Source organism: Burkholderia sp. 22088 (genome assembly GCF_052045915.1).
Classification (GTDB): Bacteria; Pseudomonadota; Gammaproteobacteria; order Burkholderiales; family Burkholderiaceae; genus Burkholderia; species Burkholderia cepacia.
This window is the reverse complement of the sequence record NZ_JBQEPY010000017.1, coordinates 24086-39586: the sequence shown is the minus strand read 5'-3', so window position 1 is coordinate 39586 and position 15501 is coordinate 24086. Positions and strand designations below refer to the sequence as shown.

At 65.7% G+C, this 15501-nt stretch carries 17 protein-coding genes and 1 pseudogene; 11 read left to right on the top strand and 7 right to left on the bottom strand.

Features of this window, described 5'->3' with window-relative positions:
- Positions 1-149 precede the first annotated feature (149 nt).
- The gene (locus ACTJLD_RS29010) at positions 150-794 is read left to right on the top strand and encodes an HD domain-containing protein (protein WP_440660221.1); all 645 of its coding nucleotides are present in this window, start codon (positions 150-152) and stop codon (positions 792-794) included.
- Positions 778-1140, top strand: a complete 363-nt coding sequence (locus ACTJLD_RS29005) for a glutathione S-transferase family protein (RefSeq protein ID WP_440660219.1) — start codon at positions 778-780, stop codon at positions 1138-1140. The genes ACTJLD_RS29010 and ACTJLD_RS29005 overlap by 17 nt, the downstream gene beginning before the upstream one ends.
- 24 nt (positions 1141-1164) lie before the next feature.
- On the opposite strand, the pseudogene ACTJLD_RS29000 reads toward ACTJLD_RS29005, so the two are convergent.
- A pseudogene (locus ACTJLD_RS29000) lies at positions 1165-1509 on the bottom strand (alpha/beta fold hydrolase); the annotation flags it as partial.
- Between the two features lie 145 nt (positions 1510-1654).
- Here ACTJLD_RS29000 and ACTJLD_RS28995 point away from each other — a divergent pair.
- The 3 genes from ACTJLD_RS28995 (at position 1655) to ACTJLD_RS28985 (ending at position 4511) form a co-directional block, all read left to right on the top strand.
- Positions 1655-2572, top strand: coding sequence for an acetoacetate decarboxylase family protein (locus ACTJLD_RS28995; protein WP_119336670.1), 918 nt, complete (start codon positions 1655-1657; stop codon positions 2570-2572).
- Between the two features lie 57 nt (positions 2573-2629).
- Entirely contained in the window at positions 2630-3874 is a 1245-nt protein-coding gene (locus ACTJLD_RS28990; RefSeq protein WP_440660217.1) for a saccharopine dehydrogenase family protein, read from the top strand.
- A gap of 127 nt (positions 3875-4001) precedes the next feature.
- Positions 4002-4511, top strand: coding sequence for a MerR family transcriptional regulator (locus ACTJLD_RS28985; RefSeq protein ID WP_371141320.1), 510 nt, complete (start codon positions 4002-4004; stop codon positions 4509-4511).
- Between the two features lie 3 nt (positions 4512-4514).
- Here the strand turns inward: ACTJLD_RS28985 and ACTJLD_RS28980 are convergent, their stop codons facing one another.
- Complete coding sequence (locus tag ACTJLD_RS28980; RefSeq protein ID WP_247873522.1) at positions 4515-5240, bottom strand: TetR/AcrR family transcriptional regulator; 726 nt, start codon at positions 5238-5240, stop codon at positions 4515-4517.
- A 45-nt stretch (positions 5241-5285) separates the two neighbouring features.
- Here ACTJLD_RS28980 and ACTJLD_RS28975 point away from each other — a divergent pair, with 45 nt between their 5' ends.
- Positions 5286-6761, top strand: coding sequence for a coniferyl aldehyde dehydrogenase (locus tag ACTJLD_RS28975; RefSeq protein ID WP_440660216.1), 1476 nt, complete (start codon positions 5286-5288; stop codon positions 6759-6761).
- 20 nt (positions 6762-6781) lie between these two features.
- Here the strand turns inward: ACTJLD_RS28975 and ACTJLD_RS28970 are convergent, their stop codons facing one another.
- Positions 6782-7660: a LysR substrate-binding domain-containing protein gene (locus ACTJLD_RS28970; protein ID WP_060311526.1), complete on the bottom strand. Its 879-nt coding sequence runs from the start codon at positions 7658-7660 to the stop codon at positions 6782-6784.
- Between the two features lie 132 nt (positions 7661-7792).
- On the opposite strand from ACTJLD_RS28970, the gene ACTJLD_RS28965 reads away from it, so the two are divergent.
- On the top strand, positions 7793-8425 hold the full coding sequence (locus tag ACTJLD_RS28965) for an FMN-dependent NADH-azoreductase (protein ID WP_440660214.1): 633 nt from the start codon (positions 7793-7795) through the stop codon (positions 8423-8425).
- An 85-nt stretch (positions 8426-8510) separates the two neighbouring features.
- On the opposite strand, the gene ACTJLD_RS28960 is transcribed toward ACTJLD_RS28965, so the two are convergent.
- A complete protein-coding gene (locus ACTJLD_RS28960; RefSeq protein ID WP_124535862.1) occupies positions 8511-9128 on the bottom strand; it encodes a LysE family translocator in 618 nt (205 codons plus the stop codon).
- Positions 9129-9195: 67 nt separating this feature from the next.
- On the opposite strand from ACTJLD_RS28960, the gene ACTJLD_RS28955 reads away from it, so the two are divergent.
- Positions 9196-10119, top strand: a complete 924-nt coding sequence (locus tag ACTJLD_RS28955) for a LysR family transcriptional regulator (protein WP_440660212.1) — start codon at positions 9196-9198, stop codon at positions 10117-10119.
- 121 nt (positions 10120-10240) lie between these two features.
- Here the strand turns inward: ACTJLD_RS28955 and ACTJLD_RS28950 are convergent, their stop codons facing one another.
- Entirely contained in the window at positions 10241-11215 is a 975-nt protein-coding gene (locus tag ACTJLD_RS28950; RefSeq protein WP_440660210.1) for a LysR family transcriptional regulator, read from the bottom strand.
- On the opposite strand from ACTJLD_RS28950, the gene ACTJLD_RS28945 reads away from it, so the two are divergent.
- Positions 11210-12616, top strand: a complete 1407-nt coding sequence (locus tag ACTJLD_RS28945) for an MFS transporter (protein ID WP_440660209.1) — start codon at positions 11210-11212, stop codon at positions 12614-12616. The genes ACTJLD_RS28950 and ACTJLD_RS28945 overlap by 6 nt on opposite strands.
- On the opposite strand, the gene ACTJLD_RS28940 is transcribed toward ACTJLD_RS28945, so the two are convergent.
- On the bottom strand, positions 12610-13218 hold the full coding sequence (locus tag ACTJLD_RS28940; protein ID WP_321842480.1) for a short chain dehydrogenase: 609 nt from the start codon (positions 13216-13218) through the stop codon (positions 12610-12612). The two genes, ACTJLD_RS28945 and ACTJLD_RS28940, sit on opposite strands and share 7 nt — an antisense overlap.
- Positions 13219-13324: 106 nt before the next feature.
- On the opposite strand from ACTJLD_RS28940, the gene ACTJLD_RS28935 reads away from it, so the two are divergent.
- Positions 13325-14209: a LysR family transcriptional regulator gene (locus ACTJLD_RS28935; protein WP_440660207.1), complete on the top strand. Its 885-nt coding sequence runs from the start codon at positions 13325-13327 to the stop codon at positions 14207-14209.
- Positions 14210-14384: 175 nt separating this feature from the next.
- Here the strand turns inward: ACTJLD_RS28935 and ACTJLD_RS28930 are convergent, their stop codons facing one another.
- A complete protein-coding gene (locus ACTJLD_RS28930) occupies positions 14385-15011 on the bottom strand; it encodes an NADPH-dependent F420 reductase (RefSeq protein WP_440660205.1) in 627 nt (208 codons plus the stop codon).
- An 81-nt stretch (positions 15012-15092) separates the two neighbouring features.
- On the opposite strand from ACTJLD_RS28930, the gene ACTJLD_RS28925 reads away from it, so the two are divergent.
- The gene (locus ACTJLD_RS28925) at positions 15093-15473 is read left to right on the top strand and encodes a winged helix-turn-helix transcriptional regulator (protein ID WP_034196196.1); all 381 of its coding nucleotides are present in this window, start codon (positions 15093-15095) and stop codon (positions 15471-15473) included.
- Positions 15474-15501 lie beyond the last annotated feature (28 nt).

Below are 15501 nucleotides of genomic sequence, written 5' to 3'. Positions count from 1 at the left end.
CGGTCTGATGCATCCATACGATCGTGTGGCGAACCCGGCACTGCGTTCGACGCGCAGGCGCCGGGATCAACGGCGGATCGGGTTGTCGATCGTGTGCCGTGCGGCACTTGCGGCGATAATCGGCATCCCGACCTCGACTGCCGCCCCTCATGACCCTCCCTGCGTTCGCACCCTTTCAGGATCTGGCCAAGGCCCTGCTGGCTCACTGGAGCGGCGCCGACGGCGACGGTTCCCACGACACTTCGCATCTGCAACGCGTGTGGAAGAACGCGGCCGCGATCCACGCGAAGGAAGGCGGCGATGCCGAGGTGCTGTTCGCGGCGACATTGCTGCACGACTGCGTGGCGGTGGAGAAAGATTCTCCGCTTCGCGCGCAGGCATCGCGGCTGTCGGCGCAAAAGGCCCGGCAGGTGCTGAAGTCGCTGGATTGGCCGGACGCGAAGATCGACGCCGTTGCTCACGCGGTCGAGGCGCACAGCTTCTCGGCCTGTGTCGTGCCGACGACGCTCGAAGCAAAGGTGTTGCAGGACGCCGACCGGCTCGATGCGATCGGCATGGTGGGCGTCGCGCGGTGCTTTTATGTCGCGGGCCGGATGGGCAGCGCGCTGTACGACCCGGCCGATCCGCACGCATCGGAACGGGAACTCGACGACACGCGTTTCGCGATCGATCACTTCCGCACGAAACTGCTGAGGCTTTCAACCGGTTTCCAGACCGCCACCGGTACCCGGATGGCGATCGTTCGTCGCGACCGGTTGCAGCGTTTTCTCGACGAATTTGCAGACGAGATATGATCCGGCCGCGCGTGACGAAGCGGCCCGGTACTATCGGCGCATGGAGCGCGAACTGGCGGATCGCGAGTTTCTGGCCGGCGCGTATTCGTACGCCGACATCGCGTTCTACATGGCGCAGTTGTTCGGTGCGCGCAAGGGCGCACCGATGACGGATGAAACGCCGCGCCTGCTCGCCTGGCGTGAGCGGATGACCGCACGTCCCGCCGTGCGCAAGGTCGCCGGCGCGATGGCCGCGTATTTCGCCTCGATCGGAGAGGCGGTTCCCGATTTTCTTCGCGGACTCGACTCGCTGCTGTCGGGAGCGGAAAGACACGGGACGACGGCCTTCGGCGACGATTGCCGCTGAAGGCCGCGTTGGCGCTTTCCGTGTTCAGCCGCGGATGAACGCGAGCAGGTCGGCGTTGATCGTGTCGGCGTTGGACGTGGGCATGCCGTGCGGGAAGCCCTTGTACGTCTTCAGCATGCTGTTCCTCGCCAGCTTCGCCGACAGGAGACCGGAATCGGCATCCGGGACGATCTGGTCGTCGTCGCCATGCGTCACGGGAACGGGAATCGTGGTGCTTTTCAGGTCTTCGGTGAAGTCGGTCTGCGAGAACGCGACGATGCCGTCGTAGTGGGCCTTCGCGCTGCTCATCATGCCCTGCCGCCACCCGTTCCGGATGACGCCTTGCGACGGTCCGGCACCGTCGCGGTTGTAGCCGTAGAACGGGGCGGCCGTCCCGACGCGATCCGACGCGCCCCTCTATTCCGGTCCTTGACCTTAAAGTTGACTTCAATCCTAGAGTGCTTGCTGACGGCGGTGAGTCAGCGGGCTTCGGGTGTTGCCTGCCACGGTCGATCATCGACGAGAGGCGACGAACATGGACAGGCGGTTTACACAGGTCGAATTCGGGCCGCACACGGTCGACGTGCCCGAAGGCGGGTACTACGACCGGTTCCGGATGAATCCCGACCTCGACGAGGTGGCGCGCGATCCCGCCGCGGGGAACATCGATTTTTTCCGTCGGATTCCGAAGCGTCAGGTCGCTTCGCGGGTCGGCCCGACCTGGGCACCGAATTTCTACTACCGTTCCAGCAGCATCCAGCTGCTGTTCCTTGCGCCGCTCGAACGCCTGCGGACCACGCTGCCGGTGCCGCTCGAACCGCTGCGTGCGCTGCCCGGGTACGGGCTGGTCGCGCTGACCTTCTTCTCGTATTCGGTGTGCGACAACGATCCGTATGACGAAGTGTCCGTCGCGGTGGTTATCCGCCGGCCCGGCGCGACAGGGTCGCACGCGCGCGAGCTGATCGATTCGATGCGGCGCCGGAGCTTCTTCGCGCATGTGCTGGCGCTGCCGGTCACCACGGAAATCGCGCGAGTGCGCGGCGTGCACGGTTATCAGTTGCCCAAGTGGCTCGCCGACATCGACGTGCACCTCGGCACCACCGCCCGCGCCCGCATCGCCGGCCCGGGCGGCCGGCCGGACCTGAGCCTGAGCGTGCCGCTGCCGGCACTGACCCACGTCGCATCGCAGTCGCACATGGGCTCGACGACGATGATCAATCGCATCGACGGCGAATGGCACCAGACATCGGTGCAGACGAATGCGCTATCGTTCGCCCAGCGCCTGTTGCCGCGCAACGTCGAGCTCGTGCGGCACGGCGGTCCGTTGAGCCAGTTGCTCGACGGGCTGGGCGCGTCCACCATCCTGCGTCTCGACGTGGTGAAGGACGCGCAACTGGTCCTGAACCTGCCGACCCCGTTGAAGGCCTTCGATGCACCCGGAAAGCAACGCTGACGCCACATCCGTTCGCGGCACCCCCGCGCCGAAGGAATCGCCCATGAGGAACCGCCCATGACCCGGCCGACCCACGATCTCGTCGTATTTGGCGCCACCAGTTTCGTCGGGCAGATCCTGGCCCGTTACCTGTCCGAGTACCTGTCGGGCTCCGGCGAGACGCTGCGCTGGGCCATCGCCGGCCGCTCCGAAGCGAAGCTCGGGCAGGTCAGGGATACGCTGGGTGCGGCCGGGCAGTCGGTGCCGATCATCGTTGCCGATGCGGCCGACGAAGCGCAGCTTCGAGCACTTTGCGCGCAGACGCGCGTGGTCGTGTCCACCGTCGGCCCCTATGCGCTTTACGGGGAGCCGCTGGTCAAGGTCTGCGCGGAAACCGGTACCGACTACTGCGACCTCACCGGCGAAACACAGTGGATCAAACGGATGATCGACAGGTACGAACCGGCGGCGCGGCAATCCGGCGCGCGCATCGTCCATTGCTGCGGCTTCGATTCGGTGCCGTCGGACATGGGCGTGTTCTTCCTGCAGCAGCAGGCGCGGCAGCGGTGGGGCGTGCCGGCCGCGCAGGTGAAGATGCGCGTCAGGACGCTGAAGGGCGGCGCGTCGGGCGGCACGGTGGCGAGCGTGATCAACGTCGTCCGCGAAGCGGCCGCCGATCCCGCGTTGCGCAGGGAGCTGCTCGATCCTTATTCACTGTGCCCGAAGGGGCACGGCTTCACGGTACGCCAGCATGCGGTGCGATCCGCGGCGTTCGATCGCGACTTCGACGCGTGGATCGCGCCATTCGTGATGGCGGCGATCAACGAGCGTGTCGTGCACCGCTCCAATGCGCTGGCCGGCAACGCGTACGGCAGCCGCTTCACGTATGACGAAGCGGTGATGACGGGCACGGGCCTCAAGGGCCGCCTGACGGCGCTGACGATGGTGGCCGGCCTCGGCGCGTTCATGGTCGGTGTCCTCATCAATCCGGTGCGCAGCCTGATGGAGCGTTTCCTGCTGCCGAAGCCCGGCGAGGGGCCGAGCGCGGCCGCCCAGCTGGCCGGCCGCTACGATTTGCGTTTCTTCGGTCGTGCCGACGACGGGCGGACTTTGCGCGTGAAAGTCACCGGCGACCGCGATCCGGGCTATGGCTCCACCGGCAAGATGCTCGGCCAGGCCGCGATCGGTCTCGCACTGGATTACAGCGGAGACGGCGTCAAGACCGGCCGCGGCGGCGGCTTCTGGACGCCCGCGACGATGTTCGACGAGCGCTACATCGAGCGCCTGGTTCGCCACGCGGGGCTGCGTTTCGACGTGATTTGAGTGCGCGCGCCGTCGGCCCTGCGACAGGAAGCCGATAAATCTCGGATAACGAATCAATTTCAGGAGACAACCTGCAGTCACGACGGGACGGATGGCCGGATGCGATCCGGCGAAGGAGTATCGGAACATGAAGATCGGGGAACTGGCGGCACGCACCGGCCTTACTCCTTCGCGCATCCGCTTCTACGAGCGCATCGGTCTGTTGACGCTCGTCGCGCGCGAAGCGAACGGCTACCGCTCCTATCCGCAGGAAGCGGAGACGGTGCTCGATCTGATCACGGCCGCGCAGAAGGCGGATTTCAGCCTCGACGAGATTCGCACGCTGATTCCGGCCGGCCTCGCGCAGTGGCCGTGCGATTCGTTGCTGGAGGCGCTGCACCGCAAGGTGCGGGACATCGAGGCACTGGAGGCGCGGCTGGCGCGCAGCAAGGCGCAGGTCATGTCGCTGATCGCCGAAATCGCGGCGAAACCGGCGTCGGTCGATTGTGCAACCCATGCGAAACGATTGCTGTCGCGGGTCCCGCCGGGGAATGCGGCGGAGGGCGGCGAGGCCGCCGCCGGATTGTCGGATGGCAGTACACATATCCATGGCCTCGATACGCTGCCGAGGCGAACCATAACCTTCAAGCAAAGTTGAAGGTCAAGACCCTTTCGTTTTCGCCTTTGTTTTCGTCTTCGCTGCCTGCCCAAGGCTGGCGGGCAGTATGAGTCCGTCCAGCAAGGTTGTCAGCGCATCTTCGATCGCGTGATCGCCGACCTTCTCGCGCACCAGCCGCCTGTCGATCGCCAGCATCGTCAGGCCGTGCAGATGCGCCCAGCAGGCGGTTGCCTGGCCGAGCGCCGGGCGCGGGCGGATCGTGCCGGCGCGCTGGCCGTGTTCCAGGATGTCGACGACCAGCAGGAAAGGCGCCTGCACGCGCGGATCGAGATGGATGTCCGAGGGCTCCCCGGCATCCGCGGCAAACATCAGTCGATAGAGATCCGGGTTGCGCTGCCCGAATGCGAGATGGGCATACGCGAGCGCCAGCAGCACGTCCGGTGCGCTCGCAGAGGGATCGATGGACGCGGCGAGCTCGTCGCGCAGGCGGTCGAAGCCGATCAGTGCGAGCTCGTGCAGCAACGCGGCCTTGTCCGGGAAATGCCGGTACGGCGCCGAGTGGCTGACGTTCGCGCGCCGCGCGATTTCGCGCAGCGTGAACTGCCAGCCCTGCTGCTCCTGCAGCGTGTCGAGCGCCGTTTCGATGATCGCGCGACGCAGATCCCCGTGGTGATAAGCCTTTTGCCCGGCGTCCGCATCCTCATCCGACGACATCGTGTTGCTCCTATGTTGACAGGGGACACATTGTGGCCCTATGATCCGCCGCATGCAAGTTGACAGTGTCTACATCGACGCAACCTCGTGAGGTGCACCATGGCCGTTTCCGCAGAACCCATCTCGAGCTTCGACCCGGCGGTGCTGCTGGCCCGCCAGCGCAACGCGTTCATCAGCGAGGGGCCGCCGACCTTGCCGCAGCGCAAGGCCCGGCTCGCGCGGCTGCGCGCCGTGGTGCTGGCGTATCGCCGCGAAGTGGAGGAGGCGATCAGCGCCGATTTCGGGAATCGCTCGCGGCACGAGACCGCGATCATGGAACTGGTCGGCGTGATCCAGGCGATCGACTACCTGACGCGCAACCTGCGCCGCTTCACGAAGCCGCAGCGCCGGCACGTCGGGATTTTCTATCGGGCCGGGCAGGCTCACGTGGAGTACCAGCCGTTGGGTGTGATCGGCGTGATGGCGCCGTGGAATTACCCGTTCTCGCTCACCTTCATTCCGCTGGCGACCGCGCTGGCCGCGGGCAATCGCGCGATGCTCAAGCCGTCGGAACTGACGCCGCGCACCAGCGAGGTGATGCGCCGGATGCTCGCGGAGACCTTCCCGAGCGAAGAAGTCGCGGTCGTGCTCGGCGGCCCGGAAGTCGGCGCGGCCTTCAGCGGCCTGCCGTTCGACCATCTGCTGTTTACCGGCAGCACGCAGGTGGGCCGCAAGGTCATGAAGGCGGCCAGCGAGAACCTGGTGCCGGTGACGCTCGAACTCGGCGGCAAGAGCCCGGCGATCGTCGCGCGGGGGCATGTCGACGGCCGGACGATGTCGAGCATCGTGTTCGGCAAGCTGTCGAACGGCGGACAGACCTGCGTGGCGCCCGACTATGCGCTGGTGCATGAAGACGACCTGGACGCGTTCGTCGAGCAATACCATGCGGCCGTCTCGCGCTTCTATCCGGACGGGCCGACGAGCCCGGATTACACGTCGATCGTCAGCGACCGGCATTACGACCGCCTGAAGGGGCTCGTCGACGAAGCGCGCAGCAAGGGCGCGCGCGTGATCGAGGCGGGCGTGAGCCCGCAGCAGGCGGCGACCCGCAAGCGGACGCTCGCCCCCACGCTGATCGTCGGCGCCGGCGACGATACGGCCGTCATGCAGGAAGAAATCTTCGGGCCGATCCTGGCGGTGCGCACGTATCGCACGATCGACGAAGTCGTCGACTATGTGAATGCGCGTCCGCGTCCGCTCGTGCTGTATTACTTCGGTGCGCAGGACGGCGACTGCGAGTCGCTGCTCAAGCGCACCACGTCGGGCAATGTCGGCATCAACAACACGCTCCTGCATGTCGCGCAGGAAGACTTGCCGTTCGGCGGCGTCGGTCCGAGCGGGATGGGTGCGTATCACGGCATCGAGGGATTCCGCGCGATGAGCCACGCGAAGGGCGTGTTCGTGCAGGGGCGCTGGAACCTGCCGAGCCTGCTGCGCGCGCCGTTCGGCAAGCTCGCGGATCTCTCGCTGGCGGCGCTGCTCGGGCGGAGCCGGGAGCCGGTGGGCGTGCGCGCGGGATTGAGCGCCAAGCGCTGAACGCGGCCGCACGATGCCTGCTAGGGCGTAGTGCGCTTGCCCGCTCCCGTGCGAACGGCGGCTTCGTCGAAGATCGTCGCGGCGAATTCGACCGCGGCCGGCATCCGCGCGTCGTGCATCAGCACGAATTCGACTTCCGGCAGTTCCGGCAAGCCGTCGGCCACGCCGAGTTCCCGGAGCGTGCCGTCGATCGCGCTGCGCGGTACCGGCGCGATGGCGATGCCGGCGCGCACGCATGTCCGGATGCCGGCGACGCTCGGGCTTTCGCATGCGATCCGGTAGCGCAGGTCGGCCAGCGCGAGCGCCTTGAGGGCGGCGCCCCGGTACGGGCAAGGATCGGGGAAGCACGCGAGCGGCACCTCGCCTTCCGGCAACCGCTCGTGGCGCGCAAATGCCCAGACGAGCGGCTCTTGCCACAACGTCGCGCCTTGATCCGTGTGCGCGCACCGGCTGCCGATCACGAGATCGAATTCGCCGTCGGCATGCCGCCGAAACAGGCTGTCGCCGATGTCGACCGTCAGATCCAGCCGCAAGCCGCGCCGCGTGGCCGAGTGGCGACGCATCGCGTCCGGCAGCCAGCCTTCCGCGAAATCCTCCGATGCGCCGATGCGCAGCCGGGTATCGGCTGCGTCGCCGGCTCCCAGCCGCGCCCTCGCTTCCCCGCTCAGATTGAGCATCGCGCGCGCGTAACCGAGCAGCGTCAGGCCATGCGCGGTGAGCGTGACGCTGCGCGTATTGCGCACGAGCAGCGCCTGGCCGACCTGTTCTTCGAGACGAACGATCTGGGCGCTGACCGCGGACTGGCTGAGATTCAGCCTGCGACCGGCGCCGGTGAAACTCCGCACGTCGGCGACCGCGACGAACGTCTGAAGCAGCGCCGTGTCGAGAGGATTCTCCATTGATCACAAATCCGGGTTAATTCAATCAATTAATATCGTTTCCAAATTATAAGCGGGCTCGATACGCTGCGAACCGTAGTGGGCGACCGCGCATCCGGCGCGTCGCCGTCACTCCTGGCAAGGACCGGCTCCATGACGTGCGTGCTCTATATCGAAGGCTCACCCAACAAGGCATATTCCGCATCCATCGAAGTGTGCAATGCGTTTCTCGACGCGTACCGGCACGCGCATCCCGATCATGAAATACGGAAGCTCGACGTGTGGGATCTGGCGATGCCCGAATTCGACGAAGACGCGCTGGCCGCGAAATATGCGGGGCTGAGCGGCACCGCGTTGACACCGTCGCAGGCAGCGGCATGGCAGCGGATCGAGCAGCTCGCAGCGCCGTTCCACGCAGCGGACAAGCTCCTGTTCGGCGTGCCGCTGTGGAATTTCAGCATTCCGTACAAGCTCAAGCACCTGATCGATGCGATCTCGCAGAAGGACGTGCTGTTCACGTTCGACGACACGGGCTTCGCCGGCAAGCTGGCCGGGAAAAAGGCGGCCGTGGTCTACGCGCGCGGGCTCGGTTATCAGTCGCCGGGTTCGTTTACGCCGGCCGCAGAGTTCGATCTTCAGCGCCCGTACATGGAAACCTGGCTCAGGTTCGTGGGCGTGACGGACGTCACCGGCATCGTCGTCGAGCGTACGTTGTTCGGTGCCGACGGAAAGGTCGATCGCAGCCGCGCGATCGACGAAGCCCGATCGATCGCGCGTGGGTTCTGACGCTGCCGCGCAGCGTATCCGGTGCGCCGGCGCGTCGACGGTGTGCTCCCGGCGCTTGTGTCGGCGTGCGGCGCGGATGCCCGGATCAGCGCCCGCCGCGCGCGATGGCGAGCGCGACGCCGAAGCCGACGAGCAGGCATCCGAAAGTGCGGTCGATCCAGTGCCGCAGCGACAGCAGGCGATCGCGGACGGCCGTCGCGGAGAAGCACACGGCCACCAGACTGAACCAGCCGGCGTGCGCCAGCGCGATGAATGCACCGTAGCCGATCTGCACGATCAACGGTGTGTCGGGCCGCACGGCCTGCATGAACAGGCTGACGATGAACACCGTGGTCTTGGGGTTCAGCGCATTGGTCAGGAAGCCGGTGCGCAGCGCGGCCAGGTCCGACAGCGGTGCGGCCGGAGCGTCGGCCTGCCCGTTGCCGGCCTTCGTCATGAGCATCTTCACGCCGAGGTAGACGAGGTAGATCGCGCCGATCAGCTTGACGGCATTGAAGAGCCACAGCGATTGCCGGATCAGCAGGCCGACGCCCAGCAGCGTGTAGCTCACGTGAATCGTCACACCCAGCCCGATACCCAGCGCGGTGAGCACGCCCGAGCGGCGCGACAGCATCAGGCTGTTGCGCGTGACCATCGCGAAGTCCGGGCCCGGGCTGATCACGGCCAGCAGCGTGATGGTGACTACGACTATCAATTCGGTCATCGTCCTGTCCTTGCGATTGATGGTTCGATGGCGCAATCTTATGGGTCATGTTTCAGCCGGAAAAGCGATGATTTCTGACCAGAATGGTGAGATGGATTCACAATCGATGCGCGCGAACCTGCCTTCGCTGATGGCCCTGCGTTGCTTCGAGGCGGCGGCGCGTCACGAGAATTTCAGTCGCGCCGCCGACGAGCTGTGCCTGACCCACGGCGCGGTCAGCCGCGCGGTGCGGCTGCTCGAGGACGACCTGGGCGTGGCACTGTTCCAGCGGCGCAGCCGGCGCGTGTTCCTGACCGACGCGGGCCGCAAGCTGGCGCAGGCGGTCCACGACGGGCTGGGGCTGATGCGTCACGCCGCGCAGGAATTGCGCACCGAGGCCGCTCGGGCGCGGCGCTGGGTCCTGTCGTGCGAGCCGACGCTTCTGATGCGCTGGCTGATTCCGCGCTGGCCGGATTTTCAGGCGCGACATGCGGGCGTCGACGTTCACCTGGCGGCCGCGGGTGGCCCGTTTTCATTCGACAGCGGCATCGACATGGCGATTCGACGCAACGACTTTGCGTGGCCGGCGGGTTACCACGCAGAGCGTCTGTTCGCGGAGCGGGTGGGGCCGGTTTGCCGGCCGGACAAGGTCGATGCGTGGTTTTCCGCTCGTCGCGGTAGTCGCTCGTTGAAGACGGGCGTTCCGCAGTTGCATACGCGGACACGGCCGGACGCTTGGAAGGAATGGGCGGTTGCCGCGCATCAGCCGGCCGTGAGCGGGCGCGGGCAGGTGTTCGACCATTTCTACTTCAGCCTGCAGGCGGCGGTTGCGGGGCTGGGTGTCGCCATCGGCCCGTGGCATCTCGTTCGCGACGATATCGAAAGCGGCGTGCTGGTCGCGCCGATGGGGTTCGTCGAGGATGGTTCGCATTACTGTCTATTGACGCCGGAGCCGGTGGTGGCGGGCCGTGCGCAGGCGGATGTGCTTGAGTGGTTGAGGGCGGTGGCCTGATCGGCGCGCGGATGCCGGGGACGGGCGGTCGACGATGAGCGAGACCGGCTGCTTCCGACGTTGAAGCGGCGCGCTGACAGCCGGCTCGGCCAGCGCGATCGGGCGACCGTGGTCGCCGTCGCTACGGTCGGGCGTCCGGCGCGAACGTCCTGCCCGTCACGTCCACGATGAAGTCGATTGCCGCGCGAATCGTCGGCGCATGTCTGAGGTCGGTATGCACGACCAGCCAGAGATCCCGGGCGTACGGTTCCCCGTCGAACGACAGGCGCTGCAACTTGGGATCGCCGTCGCCCATGAACACCGGCAGCCCGGCCACGCCGATGCCTGTACGTGCCGCCACCTGCTGTGTCGTGATGTCGCTCACCTCGCACGCGATACGGCGGCCTCGCGCGATCGACTCGAGCCATTTCTGATGCGGCATTTCCGCGAATTGCGCGTCGTAGCAGATGAAGGCCCAATCGTCGGGCGACGACGCGTGCGCATAGTCGCGGCTCGCATAGAGCCCGAACGCCATCTCGCCCAGCTTGCGCGTCACGTTTTGCGGTTCCTCGGGGCGGAACAGGCGCACGGCGATATCGGCTTCACGACGGGCGAGCGACACGCGTTGCGCCTGACTGGCCATCGACAGCCGAATGCCCGGATGCAATTGCGCGAATTCATGTAGATGATTCGCGAAGAAGTTGTTTGCGAGTACGGGCGGCACGCTGATCGTCACGGTGCCGTGCATCGGCAGGTGTTCCGTAAGCGCGAGGCGCTCGATCGCAAACGCGTGCGCCTCTATTTTCTCGGCGAGCTCGAGTATCTGCCGGCCGGCGGCGGTCGGCCGGCACGCGCGCGGCAACCGGTCGATCACGCGGATTTTCAGTTCCGCTTCGAGTGCGCCCAAGCGGCGGCTGACGGTTGCGTGGTCGACATTCAAGCGCCTGGCGGCTGCCGAAAGACTCCCCGTTTGTGCGACGGCAACGAAGTAGCGCAGGTTTTCCCAGTCGAACATCGGTGCATTTTCTCCAGGTTGCTGTGCTGTTTTGCGGAATATTCGCACAGAAGGCGATCCTCTACGCTGCAATCCTCCCCATGCGAAGGATTGCCGATGCACCCCTCATCCAGACATCACCCGCGGCTGGTTCAAACGGCCGCGTGCCTCGGTTTTGCTGTCGTCCTGATCGACGTCAGCGTCGTCAACGTTGCGCTCGATGCATTGCGGACGGCCTTTGGCGCAGCGGTCACGGATCTGCAATGGGTCGTCAATGCGTATGCGCTCGTGTTCGCGGCGACCCTGCTGATGGCCGGCGCCCTCGGCGACCGGCTGGGCGCAAAGCGTGTGTTCATTGCCGGCTACGCGATATTCACGCTCTCGTCGATCGGCTGCGGCATCGCGCATTCGATGGAAGCGTTGATCGCGTGGCGGCTCGTTCAGGGGATCGGCGCGTCGCTGCTGGTGCCGAACTCGCTGGCCGTGCTGCGCGTCGCATTCGACGACGCGGCGGCGCGCAGCCGGGCGATCGGCTGGTGGGGCGCCGGCGGCGGCATCGCGCTGGCCGCGGGGCCGTTGGCCGGCGGGTTGCTCATCGCTGCCGTGGGTTGGCGCAGCATTTTCTTGGTCAACGTGCCGGTCGGCCTGGCCGGTATCTGGATGACATGGCGGTTTGCGCCGAACACGAAAGCGCAGCGCGGAAGGCGCCTGGATCTTCCCGGACAACTGACCGGTGCGTTGGCGCTGGCGGCGCTCACGTTCGCGTCGACCGAGATCAGTGCACTGGGATGGCGCAACCCGGTCATCGTGGGCGCGTTCGCGTTGTGCGTCGGGCTGGGCATCGCGTTCGTCCGGCTGGAAGCGCGTAATCCGGACGCAATGCTGCCATCTGCGTTGTGGCAGGACCGGATCGTCCGCAGTTCGATCGTGATCGGCGCGATCGCGAATCTGGTCTTCTACGGGATCGTGTTTACGTTGAGCCTGCTTTTTCAGTCGGTGTGGCATATGACGCCCGTCCGTACGGGTGTCGCGTTTCTGCCGATGATGGGTGTGCTGATGGCCATGAGCATCGCTTCCGGCAGACTCACCGGCAGGCTCGGTGCGCGCACGTTGGCGACGGCCGGCCTGTCGATATCCGCGGTCGGGTATCTCGCGATGTGGCCGGCGATTGCCGTGCACTCCAACGCGCTGCTCGCGATACCGATGCTGCTGGCAGGCAGCGGCATCGCGCTGACGATACCGACGATCACGGACGCGGCGCTCGCGGCGGTGAGCGCCGCGCAGTCAGGGGTGGCGTCCGGGTTGTTGAATACGGCCCGGCAGGTGGGCGGCGTGTTGGGTGTCGCGTTGTTTGGTTTCTTCGTTCGGGCGGCAGACAGCGCGACGTTCGTTCACGGGATGGCGCGGGCATTGATCGTTTCCGTTCTGTTGCTGGTGGCCGGTGCGGTGATGGCGTGGCGGAATCTGGGGCAGGCAGGGGAGCGAGGAATTCGGGCTCGCGGGGCGAGCCCTCAACGTCAATGACCGACCCGATAGACGCGACCGCTATGCACGCCTTCCACGCTGCGTCGATAGGCCATAGCCACACGTGACGCCGGCACGCTCTCGCAGCCGGGAAAGAACGGACCGAACCGATCCATGGATTCCGTCAGCACCGTCGGGCTCACGACGTTGATCCGGATGCCGCGCGGAAAATCGCACGCGGCTGCGCGCACGAATCCTTCAATCCCGGCATTCGATGCGGCGGCATGGGCGCCTTGCGCAATCGGATCATCGACCGCGATGCCCGAGGTCAGCGTGATCGACCCGCCGTCGACCAGATAGTGCTGGCCCACCAGTGCGACGCGCACCTGGCTCAGCAGCTTGTCCTGCAATCCCTTGTGGAAATCGGCCGCCGTCATCTTCTCGATCGGGGCAAGGATGACATTGCCCGCGGCGGCGACGATTGCGTCGACTTGCCCGATCTTCTCGAACAGCGCACTCACGCTCTCGTCACGGGTGATGTCGACCTGATGGTCACCGGAGGTGCGACCCACGCGAACGACTTCGTGTCTTCCGTCACGCGCAAGCTCATCTGCCACGGCACGTCCGACGTCTCCGCCGGCGCCGATTACAACGATCTTCATGGAACCACTCCTTTTCGATTTCAGGTTGGAGCAGCCATTGTTCTCCGAACCAATATTGAGATAAATGTGCTCTAATTTCCGACACTACTAATCGCCGGTTCGCAATATGGACAAGCTGCGTTCAATGGAAACCTTCGTTGCCGTCGTGGAAGGGGGCAACTTCACCGAGGCGGCGCAGCGGCTTGGCATGTCGGCGGTCATGGTCGGCAAGTACGTGCGCGAACTTGAAGAGCGACTCGGCGCGCGCATGCTGGAGCGCACCACGCGACGGCAGAGCCTGACGGATGCGGGGCGCGTGTTCTACGAAGATGCCAAGCGCGCGCTTGAACAGGTGCGGATCGCCGAGACGTCGGTCGAGCGATTGCGCGCGTCGCCGTCCGGCACGTTGCGGATCAGCGCGCCGATTACCTTCGGCGCATGCGTCGTCGCGCCGCTGGCCGCGACGTTCCAGCAGATGCATCCGCTCGTGCGCATCGAGCTGGCGTTGAGCAATCGCGTCGTCGACCTGGTGGACGAGGGTTTCGATCTCGCCGTTCGAATTGGTGAACTGGGTGACGTCGATCTGATCGCAAAGCCGTTGACCATGTATCGCATGGTGATTTGCGCATCGCCCGGTTACCTCGCGCGGCATGGACGTCCGGAGACGCCGCAGGATCTGGGCGTGCATCACTGCCTGTCTCACTCGGTGTGGAACGGCCGTAACGGGTGGAAGCTCGGCGGGTGGGACGGGCCGCAGGTTTCGCAGGATTCGGTCTTCACATGCGACGACGGGAACGGGCTGCGCATGGCCGCCATCGCGGGCGCGGGATTGTTGCTGCAGCCCGAAGTTCTGGTGGCGCACGACCTGGCGAGTGGCGCGCTGGTGCCGGTGTTGCAAGCGTACTTGCCGGCGCCGCACCCGGTTCATATCGTGTATCGGCACGATCGGCGGCCATTGCCGAAGCTGACTCGTTTCGTCGCGCATTTGATCGAGCATGGTGCGGGGCGTTGAAGTCGAACGCAGGTAGCGATCGGGGATTCGTGGCGAATCGAATGTCGACAGGAAGCGACGCGTCGCGGGTGCGTGGCACTTGAGAGCCGAAGCGATCGCCGGCCGCTGGCGCCGCGCCATTTCTGCGCGGCCGGGATTCCATTGGCGACCGCGTCGAGGTTGAACACCCGGCTTTCTAAGCGAGCGCGCGGTGGTACACGAAGCCGGCATTCGTTCCGCCGCCCCGACCTACGGCGATCTGAATATTGAGGTGTGCCATCGCCTCGAGATAACGGGCGTTGTTCAAGGGGCCGGTCACGACGGGCGCGAACCCCGCGCTTTCCGCGATCTCGGCGACCGTCGTGTTGGCCTGGACGTCGTTGCCCGCGATGAATGCCGTAACGGCATGGCCACCGCGATCGATGCGATCCGCCGTCATGATGTCGGCGAACACCGTGTTGAAGCACTTCACCAGACGCGCGCCCGGCAGCAGGTGGCCGATCGCCTCGGCTGCCGATCCGTCGGCCCCCAGCGGAAGTGGCGACCAGTCGTCCTTGAGCGCATTCGTTGCATCAACAACGATCTTGCCGGCCAGCCGATGCGCAAGGGAGGGAAGTACCTCGGCGCACGCCTGATAGAGGACGGCGATGATGACAACATCACCATGCGTCGCGGCCTCTTCCAGCGACGCGATTCGGTACCGGGCGCCCGGGCGCGCCCTCGCGGGATTGCGCAAGCCGACTACCACATCATGTCCCGCCGCGACCAGCAATTCGGCCAGATTCCCGCCAAAGTTTCCACCGCCCAGGAATGCGATCTTCATGGCATGTACCTCACGATTGATTGGGTGGCATCATTCTTTCAATTCCGGTTTCTGCAATCAATTAGGTACCCGAGGGTAACCATGACGAAGAAGATCGAGTTGCCGCCCGATGCGTTCCTGAAAGTCTGTCCGTCACGCGCGGTGCTTGCGCGTATCGGGCAGAAGTGGACCGTGCTGGCCATGGTCGCGATGAAGGATGGGCCGATGCGTTTTGGCGACATCAAGCGCCGCCTGGAAGGTGTCTCGCAGAAGATGCTGACCCAGACGCTGCGAGCGATGGAGCGCGACGGACTGGTGGTGCGCAATGTCTACGACGAACTGCCGCTGCGTGTCGAGTACGCGCTGAGTTCTCTGGCCGGTACGCTGCTTCCGCTCGTCATCGATCTCAAGGCGTGGGCGGAGAATGCGCTCGCGACGATCGAGGCGAGTAATCGTGCGTTCGATCGTGAGCATGCGGAGTAGAGGGAGGAGATTCGGGTTTGGGTCAAGC